This is a genomic window from Bradyrhizobium sp. Crot121 (genome assembly GCF_059512385.1).
Genome location: NZ_JCAMOR010000022.1, coordinates 67,624 through 87,531, shown reverse-complemented (window position 1 = coordinate 87,531; position 19,908 = coordinate 67,624). Strand labels below are relative to the sequence as shown.

Sequence of the window (19,908 nt, the reverse complement as noted above, 5' to 3'; positions counted from 1 at the left end):
CGTACGGGATGCTGTACGAAGAGATCACGGCGTCGAACCTCATCAAGATCGACGTCGACGGCAACACGCTCCTGCAACCCGATCACGGCTACAACGTCAACGTCGCGGGCTTCTATCTGCACGCTCCCATCCACAGGGCGCGACCGGACCTTCACTGCATCATCCACACGCACACCCGCGCCGGCACCGCCGTCAGCGGTCTGAGCGAAGGCTTGCTCCCGTTGTCCCAGACCGCGATGCGCTTCCACGGTCGGGTCGGCTACCACGAATTCGAAGGACCGGCGATCGGCGGCGAGGAGTGCGATCGCGTCGTCCGCGATCTGGGCGAACACGACGTGCTCCTGCTGCGCAATCATGGGCTGCTCGCCTGTGGCCGGACGATCCCGCAGGCCTTCAACGCCATCTACTGGCTCGAGAACGCTTGCCGGATCCAGGTCGATCTTCTGGCCTGCAACCGGCCGGTCCATCAGCCGTCTCCCGCCGCGATCGAGAACACGGTGACGTGCTTCTCCGGCAGCGAGATCACGCTGCTCAATGAAGCGGACACGAACCCCACGCTCAACGAAGGCGCGAGGCGGAATTCGGGCGGGTACGGTTCGCTCGAATGGGCGGCCCTGCTGCGCAAACTCGACCGGCTCGATGCCTCGTTCCGGAGCTGATCGGGATGCCCAGCGCAAAATTCGGATTCATCGGGTGCGGCAGCGTCGGACGCACGCTCGCACAAGCCTTCAGTCGGGCGGGGCATCAGGTGGCCGCCGCCTGGAGCCGGGGCGGCGAGGGCGCGCTCCAAATGCAGCAGGAAGTCGAGGGGCTGCGTGCGCTGGCGAGCGCGCAGGCGGTGGCGGACACGTGCGACTTCGTCTGGCTGACCGTATCGGACGATGCCATCGCGCGCGTCGCCGACGGCATCGCCTGGCAGTCGCATCATAAGGTCGTCCACTGCAGCGGCGCGACCGACATTGAAGCGTTGGCGAAGGCGAAATCGGACGGCGCGACGATAGGTGGCTTCCACCCGCTGCAGATGTTTACCGATCCGGCCGTCGCTCTGCGGGGCTTGCCGGGCGTGACGGTCGGCGTGGAGGCCGCCGAACCCGCATTCCTCGAGACGCTCAAGCGGCTGGCCGGCGACATCGGCTGCACCACCGTGGAGGTACCCCGAGGACAACGCGCGATCTACCATGCCTCGGTCTATTACGTTGGCCCTTTCTTCATCGCGCTGCTTTCGGAGGCCGTGTCGATCTGGAAGTCCTTCAGCGCCAGCGAACGTGACGCCTTGAACGCCCTGCTGCCGCTTCTCGCCGGAACCACCTCGGCGGTCACCAGCAGCAGCCTGGCCAAGGGAATGGGCGGCTGCGTCGCGAGAGGCGATGTCGGCACGGTGCGACGGCACATAGCCGCGATAGACCTCTTCAGCCCTAACGCCGGTGAATTGTATCGCTCCTTGACTGAGCGAACCATTCCACTTGGGCTTGCGCGAGCAAGCCTGACGACATCGGTCGCGGACCAGATCCGAGAAGCGTTGTCGACCGCCCCGACAGCGAAAGGCTGAGAAGAAGCCGGCATCCCGAGAGAAGGAAATGCAGTGGGTGCCATTCCGGGACTAGGTTATGCCCAAAAGTATCGCTTGCTCCTTGAGTATGCCTAAGGCTTCAAGCCGCCGTCGGGAATGTCAGCCAAATTGGAATCGTATGCCGGGTACGGCAATGGGGGCTCCGGCCAAGCTCGGAGAGGGCGGTACAACGGCTGTACGAATCTTGCGGCGTCCTTAGCGGACCGCTGCTGCAGCTCTGATCGAGTGGAGCGGTACGGCTTCAGTGGTCCATCGATGCTTCGCGGATTTAGGAAGGGTCATCTGGATTGGGTGTTTGCATCCCGATCGATGAGACTCTCGGCTCGCGCGCTGAGGGCGACGTTACAGTTTGGTTACAGCGATCCGCTCCTCGCATTACAGATGCAGCCATATCGCCCTGAACTCTCCGAAAAGAAAGCATACGAACACGTGAGGGCGTCGGTTCAGGGCCCGCAGGATTCTTTGTCAACCTGCAACTCGCCGAGGCCCCGCATGTGAAGCTGAGGCCCACATCTGAAAGGGAGAATGCCTCATGTCCAATCTCACGGGAACCAACGGCGACGATATCCTGACCGGCACCGATGGGCCGGATCATATCTTCGGCCTTGCGGGCAACGATACGATTGACGGCAACGGCGGCAACGATACGCTGTCAGGCGATGACGGTGATGATACGCTCAACGGCGGTGATGGTGACGATCATGTCCTCGGCGGCGCGGGCAACGACGTCATCACCGGCGGCAACGGCAACGATCTTCTTGAAGGCGGATCGGGAAACGACCACATCAGCACCGGAGCGGGCAACGATGTCGTGTTCGCCGGTGACGGCATCGATACGATCGATCAGATGGCCGGTCACGACGTCGTACACGCAGGTGCGGGCGACGATCTGATCTCGTGGAACGACAAGGTCGGTGATGTTGTCTTCGGCGATGAGGGCAACGACCGGATCATCGGTTCCGACCCCGCGGCCGACGAGAGCCATGGCGGCGACGGCAACGACTTCATCCAGGCCTTCACGACTGACGCCGCGCACGCCACCGCAGGCGACAAGATCTTCGGTGATGCCGGCAATGACACCCTGATCGGCGGCGACGGCAACGACCACATCGAGGGTGGCACCGGAAACGATACCATCAACGGTGGAGGTGGCAACGACTACCTCGATGGCGGCAACGGCGATGATCACATCAGCACCGGTGCCGGCAACGATACGGTGTTTGGCGGCGATGGCAACGACACCATCGACCAGATGGCGGGCCATGACGTCGTCCACGCCGGCGACGGGAACGACACGATCTCCTGGAACGATGCCGTCGGTGACACCGTCTATGGCGACGGCGGCAACGACAGGATCATCGGTTCCGACACGGCGTCCGATGAAAGTCACGGCGGCGACGGTGACGATTTCATTCAGGCCTTCACCACGGATGCCGCACATGCGACGGCGGGCGACCGGATGTTCGGCGACGGCGGCGATGACACGTTGATCGGCGGCGATGCCGCGGACCACATCGAAGGCGGTACCGGAAACGACACGATCAATGGTGGAGGCGGCAACGACTACCTCGATGGCGGGTCGGGAAATGACCACATCAGCACCGGGGCCGGCAACGACCTGGTTTACGGTGGCGACGGCAACGACACCATCGACCAGATGATGGGACACGATGTCGTTCATGCCGGCGCCGGCGATGACGTCATCTCCTGGAATGATGCGGTCGGAGACACCGTCTTCGGCGACGGAGGCGATGACCGGATCACCGGTTCCGATACCGCGTCCGATGAAAGCCATGGCGGCGACGGTAACGACATCATCTCCGCGTTTACGACGGACGCGGCGCACGCCACGGCGGGCGACAAGATCTTCGGTGATGCCGGCGACGACACCCTGACCGGCGGTGACGGCAGCGACCATATCGAAGGCGGCACCGGAAACGACACCATCACTGGAAATGCCGGCGCCGACATCCTTGATGGCGGTGACGGCGACGATCACATCAGCGGCGGCGGCAGCCATGATCAGATATTCGGCGGCCTTGGCAACGACGTGATCGATCATATGGGTGAGCACGGCTTCGCCGATGCGGGTGACGGCGACGATATCGTACAGTGGACCGAAACGTTCGGTGACGTGGTTCATGGGGGAGCCGGCAACGACAGGATCACCGGTGAACTCGCCTTCAATCCGCCGCTCGGCGGGGAGGCCGCTGCTGAGATCCACGGCGATGCCGGAAACGACTTCATCCAGGCAGCCAGTTCAGGCAGCAGTACGGTGTCTGACAAGCTCTTCGGCGACGAAGGCAACGACATCATCATCGGAGGCAGCGGCGCGGACCGCATCGATGGCGGTGTGGGCAACGACACTATGACGGGCAACGGCGGTGCCGATACCTTCACCTTCCAGATGTCGCAAGCCGGGCACGACGTTATCACGGACTTCGACGTGAACAACGACGTGATCAATTTGTCGGGCTTCGGCCCGAATTTTGATGCGCTTGCGCACGTGCATGACACCGCCAACGGCGCCGTTCTAGACCTCGGCGCCGCTGGGGACGTGACATTCCAGGGCGTCCATGCCGCGGACCTCTCTCACCACGACTTTGTCCTGAGCTAAGTCCACTCAGGATTGCCTGTCCTCGAAGCGACCTAGCCGCGCTTCTGCCAAATACGGTCGCCCTCCTGTTTGGGAAGGACGACCGTACTGGATGGGTTTTGAAGTCGCGACGTGCCTGTCAGATACGGCAGGAGCGCCGAGACTCGAATGTCACGACGAAGACATCAGAATTGGAAAAGTGGGGCGCCGCATATGAAGCCGATGTCGAAGCTTGCGGTGGTCGATCCACATGAGGAAAGCGAGACAATCCTCAGCCTCGCCATCGGCTGTTGCAAGATTCAGCTGCTGGCGGTGGGCCTGTTCAGCGGCGTGGTCAATCTGCTGCAGCTCACCATCCCGATCTACATGATGCAGATTTTCGACCGCGTGCTGACGACGCACAATGTCGATACGCTTCTCTATCTGTCGCTGATCGCGGGTGTGTCCATCCTGTTGCTGGCTATTCTGGAAATCTCGCGCAATCAGACCCTGCAGCGCGTTGCAACCTGGGTCGAGCAGAAGGCCGCGCCGGAGGGCTTTGCGAGAGCGATGGAGAGCGTGCTCGCCGGTCATTCCTATCGCATGGAGGCACTACGCGATCTCGCCATTTGCCGCGGCTATCTCGGCTCGCCTGCTTTGCTTGCCCTCTACGACCTTCCCTGGGTGCTGATTTTTCTCGCCGTGATCTTCGTCCTGCATCCGGTGCTGGGTTGCATCGCGACGGCAGGAGCGATCGTCCTTTTCACTCTCACCTTGCTGAACGAACTGACCACGTCGCGGCTGATGAAGGAGGCAAATGTTGCGGCGGCTAATTCGCAACGTCGCGCCGACAGCATCGCGCGCAATGCGGAAGTGATTGACAGCATGGGCATGTTGCCGGCGGTGATGCGCCGCTGGCAGGAGGCGGTGGCCGAAGTGCTGCCGCCGCAGCGGCGCGCGGCGCAGCGAGCCTCCGTTCTGCTGGCAATGGCCAAGTTCGCGCGCCTCTCGGTGCAGATCGCCGTACTTGGCGCGGGCGGCTATCTGGTGCTGCAGCATGAGCTGACATCGGGCGTGGCTGTTGCCGGCTCGATCATCATGGGCCGGGCACTTGCGCCGGTGGAAATGCTGATCGGCGGCTGGAAGCAGCTTGTCCAGGCCCGGCAAGCTTTCTTTCGCTTGCAGCATTTTCTTCGCCAGCCTCGTCTTCGTCCGCCCGGACGGCCATTGCCGGCCCCGGTCGGTCGCCTGTCGGTGGAGCGTGTCACGTACGGCTTGCCGGGTTCGACGTCCCCGATCGTCAAAGGCGTGCAGTTCGCGCTATCCCCAGGTGACAGTCTTGCCGTCATCGGCCCCTCGGCGGCCGGCAAGACCACGCTGATCAAGATGCTGATCGGCACGCTTGCGCCAAGCGCCGGCACCGTGCGCCTCGATGGCGCCGACGTCCATCGCTGGATGCGTGAGGATTTCGGCCGCTACGTCGGCTATCTGCCGCAATCCGTCGAGCTGTTCGAGGGTTCGGTATTCCGCAACATTGCACGGATGGGAGAGGCGACGCCCGAGCAGGTTTACCAGGCCGCGCAGCTTGCGGGCTGTCACGACATGATCTTGCGGCTTCCGTGCGGCTACGACACCGAGATCGGCGAGAACGGGCAGTATCTGTCCGGCGGGCAGCGGCAGCTGATCGGCTTGGCCCGCGCACTGTTCCGCAATCCGAAATTCGTGGTGTTGGATGAACCCAACAGCAATCTCGACGGCGATTCCGAGGCCAATCTGGCCGACACATTACGGAAGCTCAAGGCGCGCGGCACCACGGTGATTCTGGTCTCGCACCGTCCGCGCTTGGTGCAGCATGTCGACCTAGTCTTGCTGATGCGGGATGGAGCGGCAGAAATGTTTGGACCGCGGGCCGAGATCCTGAACCGCGTCGTCGCCCCGGCGCCTGACAACCGCCCAGAACTCAGCGAACCCCGCATCGCCAGAGCCGCCGTACCCGCCCGACGCGAACAGAACCGTGTTGCATCATGACCCGCGCTCTCACCTCTCCATCCGGGCGAGCCGTCGTCGCTGACGGCCACGGCCGATCGATCGCGTCGCCTGCGCCACCATTGATGGAGGCGCCTCATCCGTCAACACGCGGCGTGATCCTGCTCGGATTGATGGCCATGGCGGTCTTCATCGGCGGCTTCAGCGTCTGGTCCGTCTCCGCTCCGCTGGCGGAAGCGGCGATCGCGAATGGTTTGATCGAGGTCGAGGGGCAGCGTCGCGTCATTGCGAACCAGGAGGGGGGATCGGTTCAGGAACTGCTCGTGCGCGAGGGCGATCATGTGCTTGCCGGTCAGGTGTTGATGCGACTGAACGACGTGCAGGCGAGCGCGACGGCCGAGACGGCGCGAGCCGAGCGCTGGGCATTGCTTGCAAAATTGGCCAGACTGGATGCGGAGACAGCCGGAAGGAGCGATATAAGCTTTCCTGACGATCTGCTGGCGGCGGCGAGCGGGCAAGGCTTCGACGCCCAGCGCGCCGCCGATGTGGTCAGCGGGCAGCGCGCGCTGTTCGAAGCGCGCACGGTCAGCTTGAAAAGCCAGGTCGCCGTGCTGCGAGACCGGGTCGATCAGCAACTTGGCGTGATTGAATCGGCAGAACAGCAGCAGCGAGCCACCCGGCAACAGCTCGAACTGATACGGCACGAGGCCGAGATCAAGCAGGGGTTGTTGACAAAGGGCTTGGCGACGCTGTCCGTCGTGCTGGCCTTGCAGCGAAACCAAGCCGGATTGGAAGGGACACTGGGTGACCTGAGCGGACAGATCCAACGCGCGCGGGCAACGATCGCGGAATCTCGTTCATCCATGCAGCAGATTCAAGACCAGCGGCTACAAGATGTCTCGAACGACATACGGGAGGCCCGTATCAGGCTGAACGAGGTGGACGACAAATTGCGCGCCGCGCAGGATGTCGCCGTGCGTCGCGATGTGGTGGCGCCCGAGGACGGCACGGTCCTTGGCATGAGGGTGTTCAACAATGGCGCTGTCGTCAAGCCCGGCGATACGGTCATGGAACTACTGCCATCGCGCGACCGGCTGGTGGCCAACGTGAAACTTTCGCCCAACGATATCGATGTCGTGTATCCCGGCCTTGAAGCACAGGTGCGTCTCCCCGCGTTCAAGCAGCGCCTCGTACCGTTCGTTGCGGGCCGCGTCACTTTCGTCGCCTCCGACGTCACCGCCGATGAGCAGACAAAAAGCAACTACTATAAAGTGCAGATCCTGATCGATCAGGACCAGCTTGTTCATCTTCCCAACGTCCGCCTCACGCCGGGAATGCCGGTGGAGGCGATGGTGCAGCTTGGGGAGCGAAGCTTCTTCCGCTACATCACGCAGCCAGTTCGGGACAGCTTTCACCGCGCCTTTCACGAGCAATGAGTGCGTGGTCTGCGCGAAGAGCGTGCAAGGTCGAGATTTCGAGCGATGGCGCCAAGAGCTGGAAGGATGCGCAGCTAAATCTGCCGGTATTGCCGAAGGCGCAAACGCGCTTTCAGATGGATTGGACCTGGGACGGTAAGCCGACCAAGATCGTCAGCCGTGCGACCGACGATAAGGGCAATGTCCAGCCCGACCGGAAATCCTTTGTCGGCGCAATCGGGACCAACGCAACTTTTCACTAGAACGCGCAGCAGACCTGGAGCATTGAAGAGACCGGGAGGGTTCGAAATGTCCTCGACTAGCAAGGCACTCCTCACTGGCGCTATTGCGCTCGCGCTCGCTTCTCCCGTACTTGCATATGATTTCGGCCGTCCCGCGACACCCGGCGAGATCGCGCTATGGGATGTCGACGTCAGGCCCGATGGCAAGGGACTGCCGCCCGGCAGCGGTACCGTGGCGCAAGGAAAGCAGGTGTTCGCCGACAACTGCGCCGCTTGCCATGGCGACAACGGCGTCGGCGGCATCAAGGACCGTCTCGTCGGAGGGCAGGGCACGTTGGCTTCAGACGCACCGGTGAGGACCGTCGGCAGCTTTTGGCCCTACGCCACCACGCTCTTCGATTACATTCACAGAGCAATGCCCTATCAGGCGCCGGGTTCGCTAAGCAACGACGATACCTACGCCGTCGCGGCTTACATCCTTCACTTGAACCGCATTCTGCCTGCCGACGCCAAGCTCGATCGCGACAGCCTACCAAAAATCAGGATGCCGAACCGCGATGGTTTCGTTCCGGAGCCGGAGTTCGATCCGGCCAAGCTGTTCGGGAAGAAGTGAGAATGGGCTTCTTAAGGACTGCCGTCTTTGTGTTGATCACAACGATTTCGTTATCAGGAGAGCATGCAATGTCCGCTGATGGATTGATCACGCTGCCCAGCAGCTTTGGCCCGGAAGAAACGATGCACCGGTTTGAAGCGGAGGTTCGTACCAGGGGCATGGCGGTATTTAGCCATATCGACCACAGTGCTGGCGCTGCTGCGGTCGGCCTGCCACTGCGGCCGACGAATCTTCTGATCTTCGGCGCGGCGAAGGCCGGCACTCCGCTGATGCAATCGGTGCAGACGATCGGCATCGATCTGCCGTTGAAGGCGCTGGTCTGGCAGGACGAGGATGGCAAGACTTTCCTTTCCTACAATGATCCGGCCTATATCACGCGTCGGCACGGTATCGGTGAATCGGCCAAGGCTGTCATTGAAGCGATGGCGGGCGTGCTGAAGGAAATGGCAGCAAAGTCGACAACGGCTCCTTGAGATCAGCGGGAGCCAACAGTGAGGCGCCCGCCATTCTGCGGATGTCTGCGCAGGTGGCATCCGTACGGATACGCGCGGCTCAATAAGAACCGTTACACGCGTAGCCAGTTAGGGACGGGTGACGTTGTCTCCAACCCTTCCTACGACAGGCGCCGGCATCGCGAGACTGAATCCGATCCCGGAGGTGCAGCCCGGCAACGTCGATCTGATCGCGCCGCTCGGCACTATCGACGCTGGCGAAGCCGGCATCCGGGCCTCGGGCAACGTCAATCTTGCCGCGTTGCAGATCGTGAACGCGGCGAATATCCAGGTCCAGGGCCGCGCGACCGGAATTCCGGTCGTGCACGCACCGCCGGTTGCCGCGCTGAGCTCGGCGGGGAACGCCACTGCCGCCACTCAGCTAAGCGCCGCTCCAACGCAGTCGAACAACGACCGCCCATCGGTGATCCTGGTCGAGTTTCTTGGCTTTGGCGGTGGCGACGGCTCTCCCACGCCGAATCCAACCCTCGAAAAGAAACGGAGCGGTGACGACGGCCGAGCCCAAAACCCTGATAGCGCCTACCAGGTGCTCGGCGGGCGAGATGACGATGGACGAGGCAAAGCAATTGATCGCCGAACGCCGCCGTCGGATGCAGCCATAATCGGGCCGAGGCGCGGCATCCTGAAACGACGTCGCGCCCCGTCCTCGACGCGTACATTCGCATCCTGCAGGTTGAGCCGAGGTAGCCGGAGAACGTCTACGTTGTCCGCTCTGGCGCGGCGACAAATTTTCCGCAACCGAGGTCGGTCGATGGCTTTCCGTAACACCCTTGGCGTACGCTAAGGGTGTTGAAGCTCGTGGGCCGGCGATTCCGAGCCCGACGGGCGCCGTCGCTCACCGATCGCACGCCCGATTCGGAAATCCGGAAAACAGGATGATCCTGCTCAGCTACATCTATCGCTTCGTCTCCAATTTCGTGTTCCTGGCGCTGGTCTATTTCAGCCTCAACTTCATGGAAAAATACGAGCATCGCGCGCTCGTCGCGCTTCTGGTGCTGGTTTATGCCGCGATGCATGCGGCGTCCGCCTTGCGTTCGTTCTATTTCTTCCAGCGAATCGAACGCCTGGAAGGGGAGACGCGTCGGCTTGGGACGGCGGTGGTCGAGGGACCAAGTTCGACAGCCTCACGCAAGCAGATCGTCGGTGCCGTCACCGAGCTGCGTCATGCCGGCGAGATCAAGTCCTATATCGACCTGCTGTTCCTGGCGCTCGTCATTCTGCTCTGCATCGCCAAGATCGTGACGAATTGAGCGCCTGACGCTGCAATCGCCGCGCCGCGCTCTTCAGCGCTTTGCGACCTGAAGTGCGCGTCTGTTCGGCTGCGCCTGCACGGCATGCTTGGGGACGCCACGACCCGCATGACCTCCTTGCGGGTTCTGATGCACGGCATGCCGGGAATGCGGCGCCTGGCGTGCGCCAATGGTGCGGGCTCTCGCGGAAATCGGCCCCATCGCATTGGCGGCTTCAGGAGATGCTGCCACCCGTTGCGGCCGTTTGGCGGGTGAATGCGACGCGAGCAACGTCACACGCAGGCCTTCGGGCATCCTGAAGACGGAGGAGGCGGGGACCGGCAGGGCCGGGCCGCTGTTCTCGGAGACCTGTAATGGCTCCGGCCATGCCGTCTGCGCGGCGATTGCGGCGCGCGGGCGGCGTCCTCGATCGGATAGGCCTGGATCACGCCAATCCAGATTCGAGAGCCCGGGGGTGGGCAGTTCCTGCGTCTGGACGAACACGAAATTCGCAATCTTCGGCCAGCGCACCGTTGCGACGGTCTCAATCGGCGGGTGCAATAGCCATTGCACAGGTTCGGTTGGCGTGGCCGGCTGCTCCGGCGTCGCCGGCACCACATGGACGATCCGATAGCCGCGCGCCTTCAACTCCTGCAGGATTTTCGGCAGCGCCGCCACCGTGCGCGGCTGGATGTCGTGCAACAGCAGGATGCCTTTGCCCTTCTCCTCCAGCCGCTGGATTGCGAGCTCGTAGACGCGCGCCGGAGGGATATGGCGCCAATCGTCGGCAACGAAATCGGCGCTCCAGTTCTGGATCCCACGCGACGCCAGATAGGTCTCGACCGCTTCGGCGCGCAGCAGCCCTGGAATGCGGAAGAAGGGCGCGAGCTTGCTCGCGTCGCCAAGCGCGGCCACCGTCGAGGCGATGCCGGCATCGACCTCCTGCTTGGCCTGCTCGATCGACATCTTGTTGAAGGTCAGCGGATGGTTCTGGCTGTGCGTGCCGACGGTGTGGCCGGCGGCGACGAGCTTGCGGACACCCTGCGGATTGGCTTTGGCCTGACTGCCGATGATGAAGAAGGTCGCCTTCACGCACTGGCTGGCAAGAATGTCCAGCACCTGGTTGCTGTATTTCGGCAGCGGGCCGTCATCAAATGTCAGCACCACTTCGTGATCGTCCAGCGGCAAGGTCTCGGCATATTGCATGGTGCCGATCCGGGGATGCTCGCGGGGATCGACCACCAGCGTTCGCGAGGTGCCGAGCGCATCAGGGGGACAATCAGCCGCGATTGCGGACTGGCTGCTCGCGCCGATCAGAATCAGCAGGGAGAGGGCAGTCCATGACCGCTTCCAAAATCCCTCGCCAACGCTACCGATCATAACACCCTGGCTGCATTCTCTTTGTCCGACGCCGAATCCTTACAGGCGGCGTCATGAACGCTACCTTAATGCTTTGTAACCCACAGCTGTGCTTTGGTTCAATGTGTTTGATCCGACACGGTTTTCGAGCCCGGCGGCACGATATGCACGATCCTGTAATTGTGATCGCGCAGATAGCGCAAGAAGGCCGGAAGCATCGCCGCGGTCTGCGTCTTGGGATCGTGCAGCAGGATGATTCCCTTGCCGGCGGCGTTCAGGCGCCCGGTCAGAAGCTTCAGCTCCTCCTGCGGCGTCATCTTGTTCCAGTCGCTCGCCCAGAGGTCGGCGCCGAACACGGCGATGCCGCGCTTCTCCAGGTTCGCGAGCGTCTCCGGCGACATCTCGAAATAGGGGAAGCGGAAGAACGGCGTGCTCGGCGTCGTGGTCGCGCGCCCATGCAGCGCCGTTTGGACGGCGGCAATGCCCTTGTCGATCTCGCCAATGGCGTCGTCCGGTTTCATGTATTTGAGGTTGTGATGCGTCCATGTGTGATGGCCGATCGTGTGGCCGAGTGCCGCGATCTGGCGGACCAGCTCCGGATGCTCGGAGGCCGGCTTTCCGATCATGAAGAAGGTCGCGCGCACGCATTCGTGAGCGAGTGCCGCGAGGATCTTACGGTCGGTTGATGGCCATGGCCCGTCGTCGAACGTCAACACCACCTCGTGATCCTGCAGGGGGAGCGTGTCCGGAAAGCTCTTGGTGCCAACGCGCGGATAGCTCGCGGGATCGACGGTCAGGACGCGCGACGTTCCGAGCGCATCCTTGCGCGGGCATTCGTCGGCGGCGTGCGCCGCGCCGCTCCACGCGAGCAGGGCAAGAATGGCTGCACCGAACGATCTCATAAGCACACCTGTTCTTCGCGGTTGGCGATATTTGGCATTGCGCGGGACGCAGCCGATTGGGTAATGCGTGCGACGATAACTCAGACGAGTTCCTACCTTCTGTCAAACGGTGAGGCGCGGCATGGCCGAGAAAATCGACGCTGCCCATCCCGCCGAAGCATCCATCCTCGATCGGTTGCCAATGCGGGACGAGGAGGGGCAGCTCCGCCACGAATTCGTCGAAAATATCGCGAGCGCGATCCACACTGCCGACCGGCCGTTCCTGTGCGAGGTGGTGGCGGAACTTCATGAGGCGGATCTCGGCGATCTCATCGCCGCGCTCGCGCCGGAAGACCGCGTCAGCCTCGTCGAGATCACCGGCACCGATTTCGACTTCTCGGCACTGAACGAGGTCGACGATGCCGTGCGCGAGGAAATCCTCGAAGAGCTCGAGCCGGAGACCGTCGCGGAAGGCGTCCGCGAGCTGGAATCCGATGATGCGATCGAGCTTCTCGAAGGTCTCGACGAGGAGGACAAGGAGGAGATCCTCGACAGGCTTCCGCCGTCCGAGCGCGCTGAGCTCGAGCGCAGCCTGCTGTATCCGGACAACTCCGCCGGCCGGCGGATGCAGACCGAGTTCATCGCGGTGCCGCCCGCTTGGACGGTGGGGCAGACACTCGACCACATGCGCAACACGCCGGACCTGCCGCACCGGTTCTACGAGATTTACGTCGTCGACGGCGACGGGCACTGGCTGGGCGCGGTACCGCTCGACGTGCTGCTGCGTTCCCGCGACCCGGAGCCGCTCACCGACCTGATCGATGAAGATCGCCGCCGCGTCTCCGCCCTGGAGGACCAGGAAGAGGTCGCGCGGATGTTCGGCAAATACAATCTGGTGGCCGCGCCCGTGGTCGACACCACAAACCGGCTGGTCGGTGTCATCACCATCGACGACGTCGTCGACGTCATCGAGGAGGAGGCTGACGAAGACCTGAAGGCGCTCGGCGGCGTCACCCGCCACGAAGAGTTGTCGGACAATGTCTGGACGATCGCGCGAGGGCGATTCAACTGGCTGCTGGTCAACCTCGCGACCGCCTTTCTTGCGTCCTCTGTGCTCGGCCTGTTCGAAGGCCAGCTCGAAAAGATGGTGGCGCTTGCGGTGCTGGCGCCGATCGTCGCCAGTCAGGGCGGCAATGCGGCGACCCAGACCATGACCGTCGCGGTGCGCGCGCTGGCCACCCGCGAGCTCGGATCCTACAACGCCGCCCGGGTGATCCTGCGCGAGATCATGGTGGGCCTCGTCAACGGTCTTGCCTTCGCCGTCATCACCGGCATCGCCGCGGTCGCCTGGTTCAAGATTCCGGGCCTTGGCGTGGTGATCGGGCTCGCCATCGTCTGCAACCTGGTTGCCGGTGCGCTCGGCGGGATTTTGATCCCGATGGTGCTTGAACGGGTGCGAGCCGATCCGGCCGTTGCGTCCGGCACCTTCGTTACCACGATCACGGACGTGGTTGGCTTCTTCTGCTTCCTCGGCATCGCCACTTTGTGGTTCGGCCTGAACTAGCGCCTCGCTTAGCGTTAATCGGGCCTTAAGTCGGTTCGCCCACAATGCGGCTTTCCGGAGCAGACCATGAAGCGCCTGCGGCTGAAAGCGGATGGACGGATCGTCGAGCTGCGAGACGGGCAGGAGTTCCCGCTCGCGCCCGAGACGCCGACCGGGTCGCTCACGGTGCGCGACCTGCGCCGCCGATCGCATCTGACCCAGCTCGAATTCGCCGCCAAGCTCGGTGTGCCCGTGGAGACGATCCGCAATTGGGAGCAGGGCAAGCGAGCCCCGCGCGGACCGGCACGGGCGCTTCTGGCGGTCATCGCCCATTCGCCGGAAACGGTATTCGCTGCGCTGGCGACAGAGGCCTCTGCCGCGTGAGTTGGCAGCGGAGCTGCGGCGGCCCATAATGGGCGCATGAACATCATCGAAGCCAATGGCGCCAGGATCCCGGCGATCGGGCTCGGTACCTGGGAACTGCGTGGACGCACCTGCGCGCGGATCGTCGAGCAGGCGCTCAGGCTCGGCTATCGCCACATCGACACCGCGCAGATGTACGACAATGAGCGCGAGGTCGGCGAGGGGCTCCGCGCATCCGGCGTGAGACGCGACGACGTCTTCATCACGACCAAGGTCTGGACCACCCATTTCAGGCCCAACGACCTCGAGCGCTCGGCCAAGGAAAGCCTGGCGCGGCTGCGGCTGACCGAAATCGATCTCTTGTTGCTGCACTGGCCGAACCCGCAGGTGCCGCTCGCGGAAACGATGGGCGCGCTGGCGCATGCCAAGCAGCTTGGGCTCGCGCGCCATATCGGGGTGTCCAACTTCACGGTCGCCTTGATCGAGGAGGCGGTGGCGGCCTGCGCGGAGCCGTTGGTGTGCGACCAGGTCGAGTATCATCCCTATCTCGATCAGGCGAAGGTGAAGGCCGCCTGCGCCCGGCACGGCATGGCGCTGGTCGCCTATAGCCCGATTGCGAAGGGCCGCATCCGGAACGAGCGCGCATTGGCGCGGATCGGCGACCGCTATCGCAAGACGGCGGCCCAGGTCTGCCTGCGCTGGCTGGTGCAGCAGAATGTTGCCGCGATCCCGCGGACATCGAAGCTCGAACGGCTGTCCGAGAACATCAACGTCTTCGATTTCGAATTGTCGGAGGACGACATGAGCCTGATCTCGGTCATGGGCGGCGCCTCCGGCCGCATCACCGATTTCGGCTTCGCGCCGAAATGGGATTGAGACACCCCTCGATTGCCCGCTATGCTGATGACGGGCAGGGGGCTCAAACCTGATCAGTTGCGAATGAACCTGCGGGAGCTCATTCCTGTGGACGTGACGGCGTCGGCGGTTGCGCACGTGTCCGTGCTGGCCCTGGTGCTGCTCCTGTCCGAAGTCCATCCGTTTGACGTCGTGGCGGCTGACACCGTCCCGGTCGATATCGTCACGCCGCAGGACATCGAGAAGAAGGACATCGAGAAGAAGCCCGAACCGACCCCGTCGCCGTCGCCTTCTCCGTCACCATCCATCGATCTGTCTGCGCTCCAAGAGCCGCCTGTAAGCACGCCGCCTCCACCGGCGCCGCAGCCCGCAGCGCCGCAGCCGGCAGCGTCGCCGCCGCCCCACCAGAACCAGCCGGAACCGGCGGAATCAGGTTCGGTCCGGCCGCAAGCCGCGGCAACACCGGCGGCCGCCCCAGCCTACACGCCGCCGGAGCCTGATCTCTCGATCAAATACAATGTCCAACTCGGCCTGCCGCCAGCCCTTCCGCCGATGGCGGCGCCAGCCCCGGCGCCGGCCGCGCGCTACGGTGGCAAGGTCGACGATGATTTCGATGCACCGGCCGTCAGAGCCGCCGACCTCACTCCGAGCGTCGTCGCCGAGTTTCGCCGCCATCTCAAGACCTGCTCGAAGCTGCCGGCAGCGCTAAAACCTTCCGACGACGTCAAGGTCACGCTGCGCGTGTTCATGACGCCGCAGGGGACGCTCGCCGACGAGCCGTTGCTGATCGAGGCGAGCGCGTCCGAGAAGGGACCGGTGTTGATGCGTGGCGCGATGAGCGCACTGGAAGCGTGCCAGCCCTACAAGATGCTCCCAGCGGATCGCTATGGCGAGTGGAAGGTGCTCGATCTCAGCTTCACGCCGCAGGACTTCGCTTCGTAGCCGCGAAGCCAATGTCGTCGACGTCACGATGCGAGTTGCACGGCCGCGCCGCGCTGTGGCAAAGTAGCAATTCAACCGGATCCCCCGCACATGTTGAAGCTCGTCATCGGCAACAAGAACTATTCGTCATGGTCGATGCGGCCGTGGCTGGCGCTGCGCGCCAACAACATCGCGTTCGAGGAAGTCTTCATCCCGCTGTACACCGATAAGGCGGACAAGGACCGGATCCTGAGTTTCTCGCGTGCCGGCAAGGTGCCGACGCTGATCGATGGCGATGTCACGGTCTGGGATTCGCTGGCGATCATCGAATACCTCGCCGAGAAATATCCGGAAACAAGGCTCTGGCCTGAGGATCGCGCGGCCCGCGCCCATGCGCGCTCGGTCTCCGCGGAGATGCATTCGGGCTTCATGCCGCTGCGCAATGAATGCGGCATGAACCTGCATCGCCCGATCCGGGCGATTCCGTTGTCGGACGACGCTCGCGCCAATGTCGCGAGGATTCAGGAGATCTGGGCAGACTGCCACGCGCGCTACGGCAAGCAGGGGCCGTTCCTGTTCGGGGCGTTCTCCGGCGCGGATGCGATGTTCGCTCCAGTCGTGCATCGCTTCCGCACCTATGCGATCCCGGTGAAGCCCGAGGCGCAGGCCTATGTCGATGCGATGACGTCGCTGCCGGCATTCCAGGAGTGGACGCGCGACGGGCTTGCCGAAACGCTCGTGATCGAGCGGTTCGAGACCGTCTAACCCGGCCGACCCAGTTCGCAGTCATGCCTCGTACTTTCCGGCGGCCGCCTACCATGCGAGCCCGGATGGCGGGCTGCCCTTAGGTGGCTGGATCGCAGGAATCCGCACTTTCGCCCATTCTCGTCGTGGAACGCGGCCGACTCGCTCGCGGGCCTTCTATCCTGCTGAAAAATATACGAATTTCGTGCGTTTGCTGGCCCCCGATCCTGCTGGATTTCGGGGCCCTTGCTGTGCTAACTTGACGCGGGGTTCTCAATGTTGGCCGCCGCTGTGGGACCTAAGGCAGCGCGCCGACGATCCAAGAAAATGGAGAGGGCGTTGAAGCACAAGTACGGCGTTGGAGAGACTGTCTATTTCACTGCGAGCAACGTGTCTCGTCCGGCCGCTACCGGGACCTATCAGGTGGTCCGGCTGCTGCCGACCGACGGTGACGATTGCCAATACCGCATCAAAAGCTCGACCGAAGCTTTCGAACGGGTCGCCAAGGAAAGCCAGCTCGCCCTGTCCTGAAGAGAGCTGTGCGCAAGCACCCGGTAGGCGCGGTTCCCTGATGGGTCGCCGTCAAAAGGCCCCGTTCGCAGAACGACTCTGCCGAAGACCGAATGCCCGAAAGGAGGCGTTCGCCTTTGGCGACTGTGTTTTACGCTGCGTTGAGGGACATCGCGCATGAGCTGGGTTTCTTCGCTGGATCATATCTGGCGCTCCGCGACTTTTCCGATGTGGCTGACGCTGGCCGCCGCAGGATTTTTTGGGGTGATCCTGTTGATCACGCTGTTGCGCGCGGAGAAATCCGTGGCCAACGGCGCGTTGACGGTCATCACCTTGCTTGCGATTGCGGTCGCTGCTGCCTCGACCATTCGTGGCTTCGATTCCGGTAATCGGCTTGCTTCCGCTGATGCGCGATCGGCGCAGCCGGTCGTCGCGGCGCCAGCCGCGCTCGCCTGCATCGATGACCTCGCGGGCGATGCCGTGCTGAACGCCTGCGAAAAGGTGTTATTCGGTTCCGCCGACTCTGCGGCTGCCGCGGTCGCCTATGCGGCTTCCCAGATCACCCGCCTAGCGTCATTGGGGGATATTGCGACCGCCGAGCGCAACACATCGCCCGAACTGCAGGCGCTGCGTCGCGCGGTCGAGCGGGACCGCTACGGGCTCATGGCCTATGTGCTCACTGTGCGCGACCATTGCACGCCGGCCTCATGCGCGGCGTTCAGTTCGCTCGGGACCACCCAGCAGATCGCGTCCAATATGGACGAGCACCTCTATGAGAACTTGATCACCCGTTACGCGCCGTCGTGGAACGCGCCGGCGCCTGCCATTGCAGCGGCGGCCGGAGCAGGGGTGCTGGGAGCACTGCCGCCGTCGGTCCCCACCGGCAAACCTACCAACGCCCAATTTCCGTCGGCCGCGAATACCCCTCCGATCAGCATCATGACGCCTGAGCCCGCACCGAAGCCGTCGGCGGCTGCGGCGGCCGCCACGACCGCAGCTCCGCCTGCGTCGCGTCCCGCGCCAGCGGCTTCGCCCGCGCCGCCGGCCGCTGCCAAGAAACAGGCGGTGGCTAAACGTCCGCCGGCACCCGCGCCGGTCCCGATCACGCCGCCACCACCGGCGTCCACAGCCGCTCCCGCAACTTCGGACGAGTGATCTTTTCAAAACCGGAGCCGGCGGCTAAAGCGAAACGATCATGCCGCTTCATCTCATCAAGCTCGCCGTCGGTTGCGACTCGGTCAAGGAACTCAAGACCTGGGTCGCCGAGCGGATGGCGATCGCGAAGAAGAAGGCCTTGCCCCAGCGTCACATCCATATCACGCGGATGACGCCGAAACGGGAGGAGGAAATCCTTGCCGGCGGCTCGCTCTATTGGGTGATCCGCGGCGAGATCGCCGCGCGCGAGAAGATCATCGCGATCGAGCCGTTCCGCGACAAGGACGGCATCGGCCGCTGCCGCATCGTGATGCAGCCCAAGGTGATCGCGGTATCGCCGCGCCCGATGCGCCCCTTCCAGGGCTGGCGCTATCTCACCGCCGATGCCGCGCCGCCCGACCTGACCAAATCGGCCGCTTCCGGCGTCGCGGCGATGCCCGAGCCGATGCGGCGCGAGCTGCGCGATCTCGGATTGCTCTAGATTCTTGTTTTGACGCGTTTTCTTCACGCGAACCGGTGTCCACTTCGCTCGAAAACGCTCTAAGGCGCGGCCGCCCTAAACCGCGATATTGTCGATCAGTCTCGTGGTGCCGAGCCTGGCGGCCACCAGCATCCGCAGCGGGCCGTCCTTGATCGAAGCGATCGGCGCCAGCGTCTCGGCGTGGCGCACTTCCAGATAGTCGAGCTTGAAGCCGGCCTTCTCGATCAGCTTGGCGCCTCCGGCGACAGCCGGCTTGATCGCTTCACCGGCGCGGATCCGGCGGGCGGTTTCCTTCATGACGCGATAGAGCTCCGGCGCCACGCGCCGTTCTTCGGGCGAGAGGTAGACGTTGCGGGATGACATTGCGAGCCCGTCGCGTTCGCGCACAGTTTTCGAGCCGATCACCTTGACGCCGAGGTCGAGGTCTCGCGCCATCTGGGTCACGACCCGCAACTGCTGAAAGTCCTTCTCGCCGAAGATCGCAAAATCCGGCCGGCACTGCGTGAACAGTTTGCCGACGACCGTTGCGACCCCGCCGAAGAAATGCGGGCGGAAGCGGTCTTCGAGGCCGACGGTGGCGGGCCCCTCCGGCGCGATCCGCGTGGCAAAGCCATCCGGGTACATCGTCTTGACGTCGGGATGCCAGATCAGGTCGACCTTCTCGGCGGCGAGCTTTGCGACGTCGTCCTTCCATGTACGCGGATAGGAGCCGAAATCCTCTGATGGCGCGAACTGGGTCGGATTGACGAAGATCGAGACGATGACGCGCTGGGCGCGTCGCTTGGCAAGGCGGACCAGCGACACATGCCCGTCATGGAGAGCTCCCATGGTTGGGACCAGTGCTGTCATGGCCTTTCTTCCGCGCAAAGCCTCGACGGAGCGGCGCAAGGCAGGGACGGTGCGGACGACCACGGGACTTCGCGACATCTGGATTCAATCTCTTGGGCTGGTTCG

21 protein-coding genes are annotated in these 19,908 nt (G+C 63.5%); 18 read left to right on the top strand and 3 right to left on the bottom strand.

Annotated features, from left to right (window positions below; genetic code table 11):
* Positions 1-8 precede the first annotated feature (8 nt).
* The 10 genes from AC5ZGW_RS20560 (at position 9) to AC5ZGW_RS20515 (ending at position 10,163) form a co-directional block, all read left to right on the top strand.
* Entirely contained in the window at positions 9-659 is a 651-nt protein-coding gene (locus AC5ZGW_RS20560) for a class II aldolase/adducin family protein (protein ID WP_349645088.1), read from the top strand.
* A complete protein-coding gene (locus AC5ZGW_RS20555; RefSeq protein WP_130226526.1) occupies positions 605-1,549 on the top strand; it encodes a Rossmann-like and DUF2520 domain-containing protein in 945 nt (314 codons plus the stop codon). The genes AC5ZGW_RS20560 and AC5ZGW_RS20555 overlap by 55 nt, the downstream gene beginning before the upstream one ends.
* A 553-nt stretch (positions 1,550-2,102) precedes the next feature.
* Complete coding sequence (locus AC5ZGW_RS20550) at positions 2,103-4,187, top strand: calcium-binding protein (protein ID WP_130226527.1); 2,085 nt, start codon at positions 2,103-2,105, stop codon at positions 4,185-4,187.
* Positions 4,188-4,379: 192 nt separating this feature from the next.
* Entirely contained in the window at positions 4,380-6,173 is a 1,794-nt protein-coding gene (locus AC5ZGW_RS20545; RefSeq protein ID WP_207231041.1) for a type I secretion system permease/ATPase, read from the top strand.
* Positions 6,170-7,567 carry an HlyD family type I secretion periplasmic adaptor subunit gene (locus tag AC5ZGW_RS20540; RefSeq protein ID WP_130226528.1) on the top strand — a complete coding sequence of 466 codons (1,398 nt, stop codon included), beginning with the start codon at positions 6,170-6,172 and terminating at the stop codon, positions 7,565-7,567. Before AC5ZGW_RS20545 ends, AC5ZGW_RS20540 begins: the two co-directional genes overlap by 4 nt.
* The gene (locus AC5ZGW_RS20535) at positions 7,564-7,809 is read left to right on the top strand and encodes a molybdopterin-binding protein (RefSeq protein WP_245474762.1); all 246 of its coding nucleotides are present in this window, start codon (positions 7,564-7,566) and stop codon (positions 7,807-7,809) included. Before AC5ZGW_RS20540 ends, AC5ZGW_RS20535 begins: the two co-directional genes overlap by 4 nt.
* A gap of 46 nt (positions 7,810-7,855) precedes the next feature.
* Positions 7,856-8,401: a c-type cytochrome gene (locus tag AC5ZGW_RS20530; protein ID WP_130226529.1), complete on the top strand. Its 546-nt coding sequence runs from the start codon at positions 7,856-7,858 to the stop codon at positions 8,399-8,401.
* A gap of 68 nt (positions 8,402-8,469) precedes the next feature.
* Positions 8,470-8,874 (top strand): DUF302 domain-containing protein, encoded by a 405-nt coding sequence (locus AC5ZGW_RS20525; protein WP_130226530.1) that lies wholly within the window; start codon positions 8,470-8,472, stop codon positions 8,872-8,874.
* Positions 8,875-8,992: 118 nt separating this feature from the next.
* Complete coding sequence (locus tag AC5ZGW_RS20520; protein ID WP_130226531.1) at positions 8,993-9,697, top strand: filamentous hemagglutinin family protein; 705 nt, start codon at positions 8,993-8,995, stop codon at positions 9,695-9,697.
* 91 nt (positions 9,698-9,788) lie between these two features.
* Entirely contained in the window at positions 9,789-10,163 is a 375-nt protein-coding gene (locus tag AC5ZGW_RS20515) for a hypothetical protein (RefSeq protein ID WP_028163989.1), read from the top strand.
* Between the two features lie 33 nt (positions 10,164-10,196).
* On the opposite strand, the gene AC5ZGW_RS20510 is transcribed toward AC5ZGW_RS20515, so the two are convergent.
* On the bottom strand, positions 10,197-11,522 hold the full coding sequence (locus AC5ZGW_RS20510) for a polysaccharide deacetylase family protein (protein ID WP_130226532.1): 1,326 nt from the start codon (positions 11,520-11,522) through the stop codon (positions 10,197-10,199).
* 98 nt (positions 11,523-11,620) lie between these two features.
* Positions 11,621-12,403, bottom strand: a complete 783-nt coding sequence (locus AC5ZGW_RS20505) for a polysaccharide deacetylase family protein (protein WP_130226533.1) — start codon at positions 12,401-12,403, stop codon at positions 11,621-11,623.
* Between the two features lie 121 nt (positions 12,404-12,524).
* Between AC5ZGW_RS20505 and mgtE the strand changes: the two genes are divergently transcribed.
* The 8 genes from mgtE to AC5ZGW_RS20465 all read left to right on the top strand — a co-directional run bounded on the left by mgtE (position 12,525) and on the right by AC5ZGW_RS20465 (position 18,954).
* Positions 12,525-13,946, top strand: a complete 1,422-nt coding sequence (gene mgtE / locus AC5ZGW_RS20500) for a magnesium transporter (RefSeq protein WP_463327592.1) — start codon at positions 12,525-12,527, stop codon at positions 13,944-13,946.
* 66 nt (positions 13,947-14,012) lie between these two features.
* Positions 14,013-14,309 (top strand): helix-turn-helix domain-containing protein, encoded by a 297-nt coding sequence (locus AC5ZGW_RS20495; protein WP_028163986.1) that lies wholly within the window; start codon positions 14,013-14,015, stop codon positions 14,307-14,309.
* A 36-nt stretch (positions 14,310-14,345) separates the two neighbouring features.
* A complete protein-coding gene (locus AC5ZGW_RS20490; protein WP_130226534.1) occupies positions 14,346-15,164 on the top strand; it encodes an aldo/keto reductase in 819 nt (272 codons plus the stop codon).
* A gap of 63 nt (positions 15,165-15,227) precedes the next feature.
* A complete protein-coding gene (tolA, locus tag AC5ZGW_RS20485; RefSeq protein ID WP_463327593.1) occupies positions 15,228-16,085 on the top strand; it encodes a cell envelope integrity protein TolA in 858 nt (285 codons plus the stop codon).
* Between the two features lie 90 nt (positions 16,086-16,175).
* Positions 16,176-16,829, top strand: a complete 654-nt coding sequence (locus tag AC5ZGW_RS20480) for a glutathione S-transferase family protein (protein ID WP_130231766.1) — start codon at positions 16,176-16,178, stop codon at positions 16,827-16,829.
* A gap of 306 nt (positions 16,830-17,135) precedes the next feature.
* Complete coding sequence (locus tag AC5ZGW_RS20475) at positions 17,136-17,339, top strand: hypothetical protein (RefSeq protein ID WP_130231764.1); 204 nt, start codon at positions 17,136-17,138, stop codon at positions 17,337-17,339.
* A 156-nt stretch (positions 17,340-17,495) separates the two neighbouring features.
* Positions 17,496-18,473, top strand: a complete 978-nt coding sequence (locus tag AC5ZGW_RS20470; RefSeq protein WP_496113952.1) for a hypothetical protein — start codon at positions 17,496-17,498, stop codon at positions 18,471-18,473.
* 40 nt (positions 18,474-18,513) lie between these two features.
* Positions 18,514-18,954 (top strand): DUF1489 family protein, encoded by a 441-nt coding sequence (locus tag AC5ZGW_RS20465; protein ID WP_130230820.1) that lies wholly within the window; start codon positions 18,514-18,516, stop codon positions 18,952-18,954.
* 75 nt (positions 18,955-19,029) lie between these two features.
* On the opposite strand, the gene panC is transcribed toward AC5ZGW_RS20465, so the two are convergent.
* A complete protein-coding gene (gene panC, locus AC5ZGW_RS20460) occupies positions 19,030-19,881 on the bottom strand; it encodes a pantoate--beta-alanine ligase (RefSeq protein WP_130230822.1) in 852 nt (283 codons plus the stop codon).
* Positions 19,882-19,908: the final 27 nt, after the last annotated feature.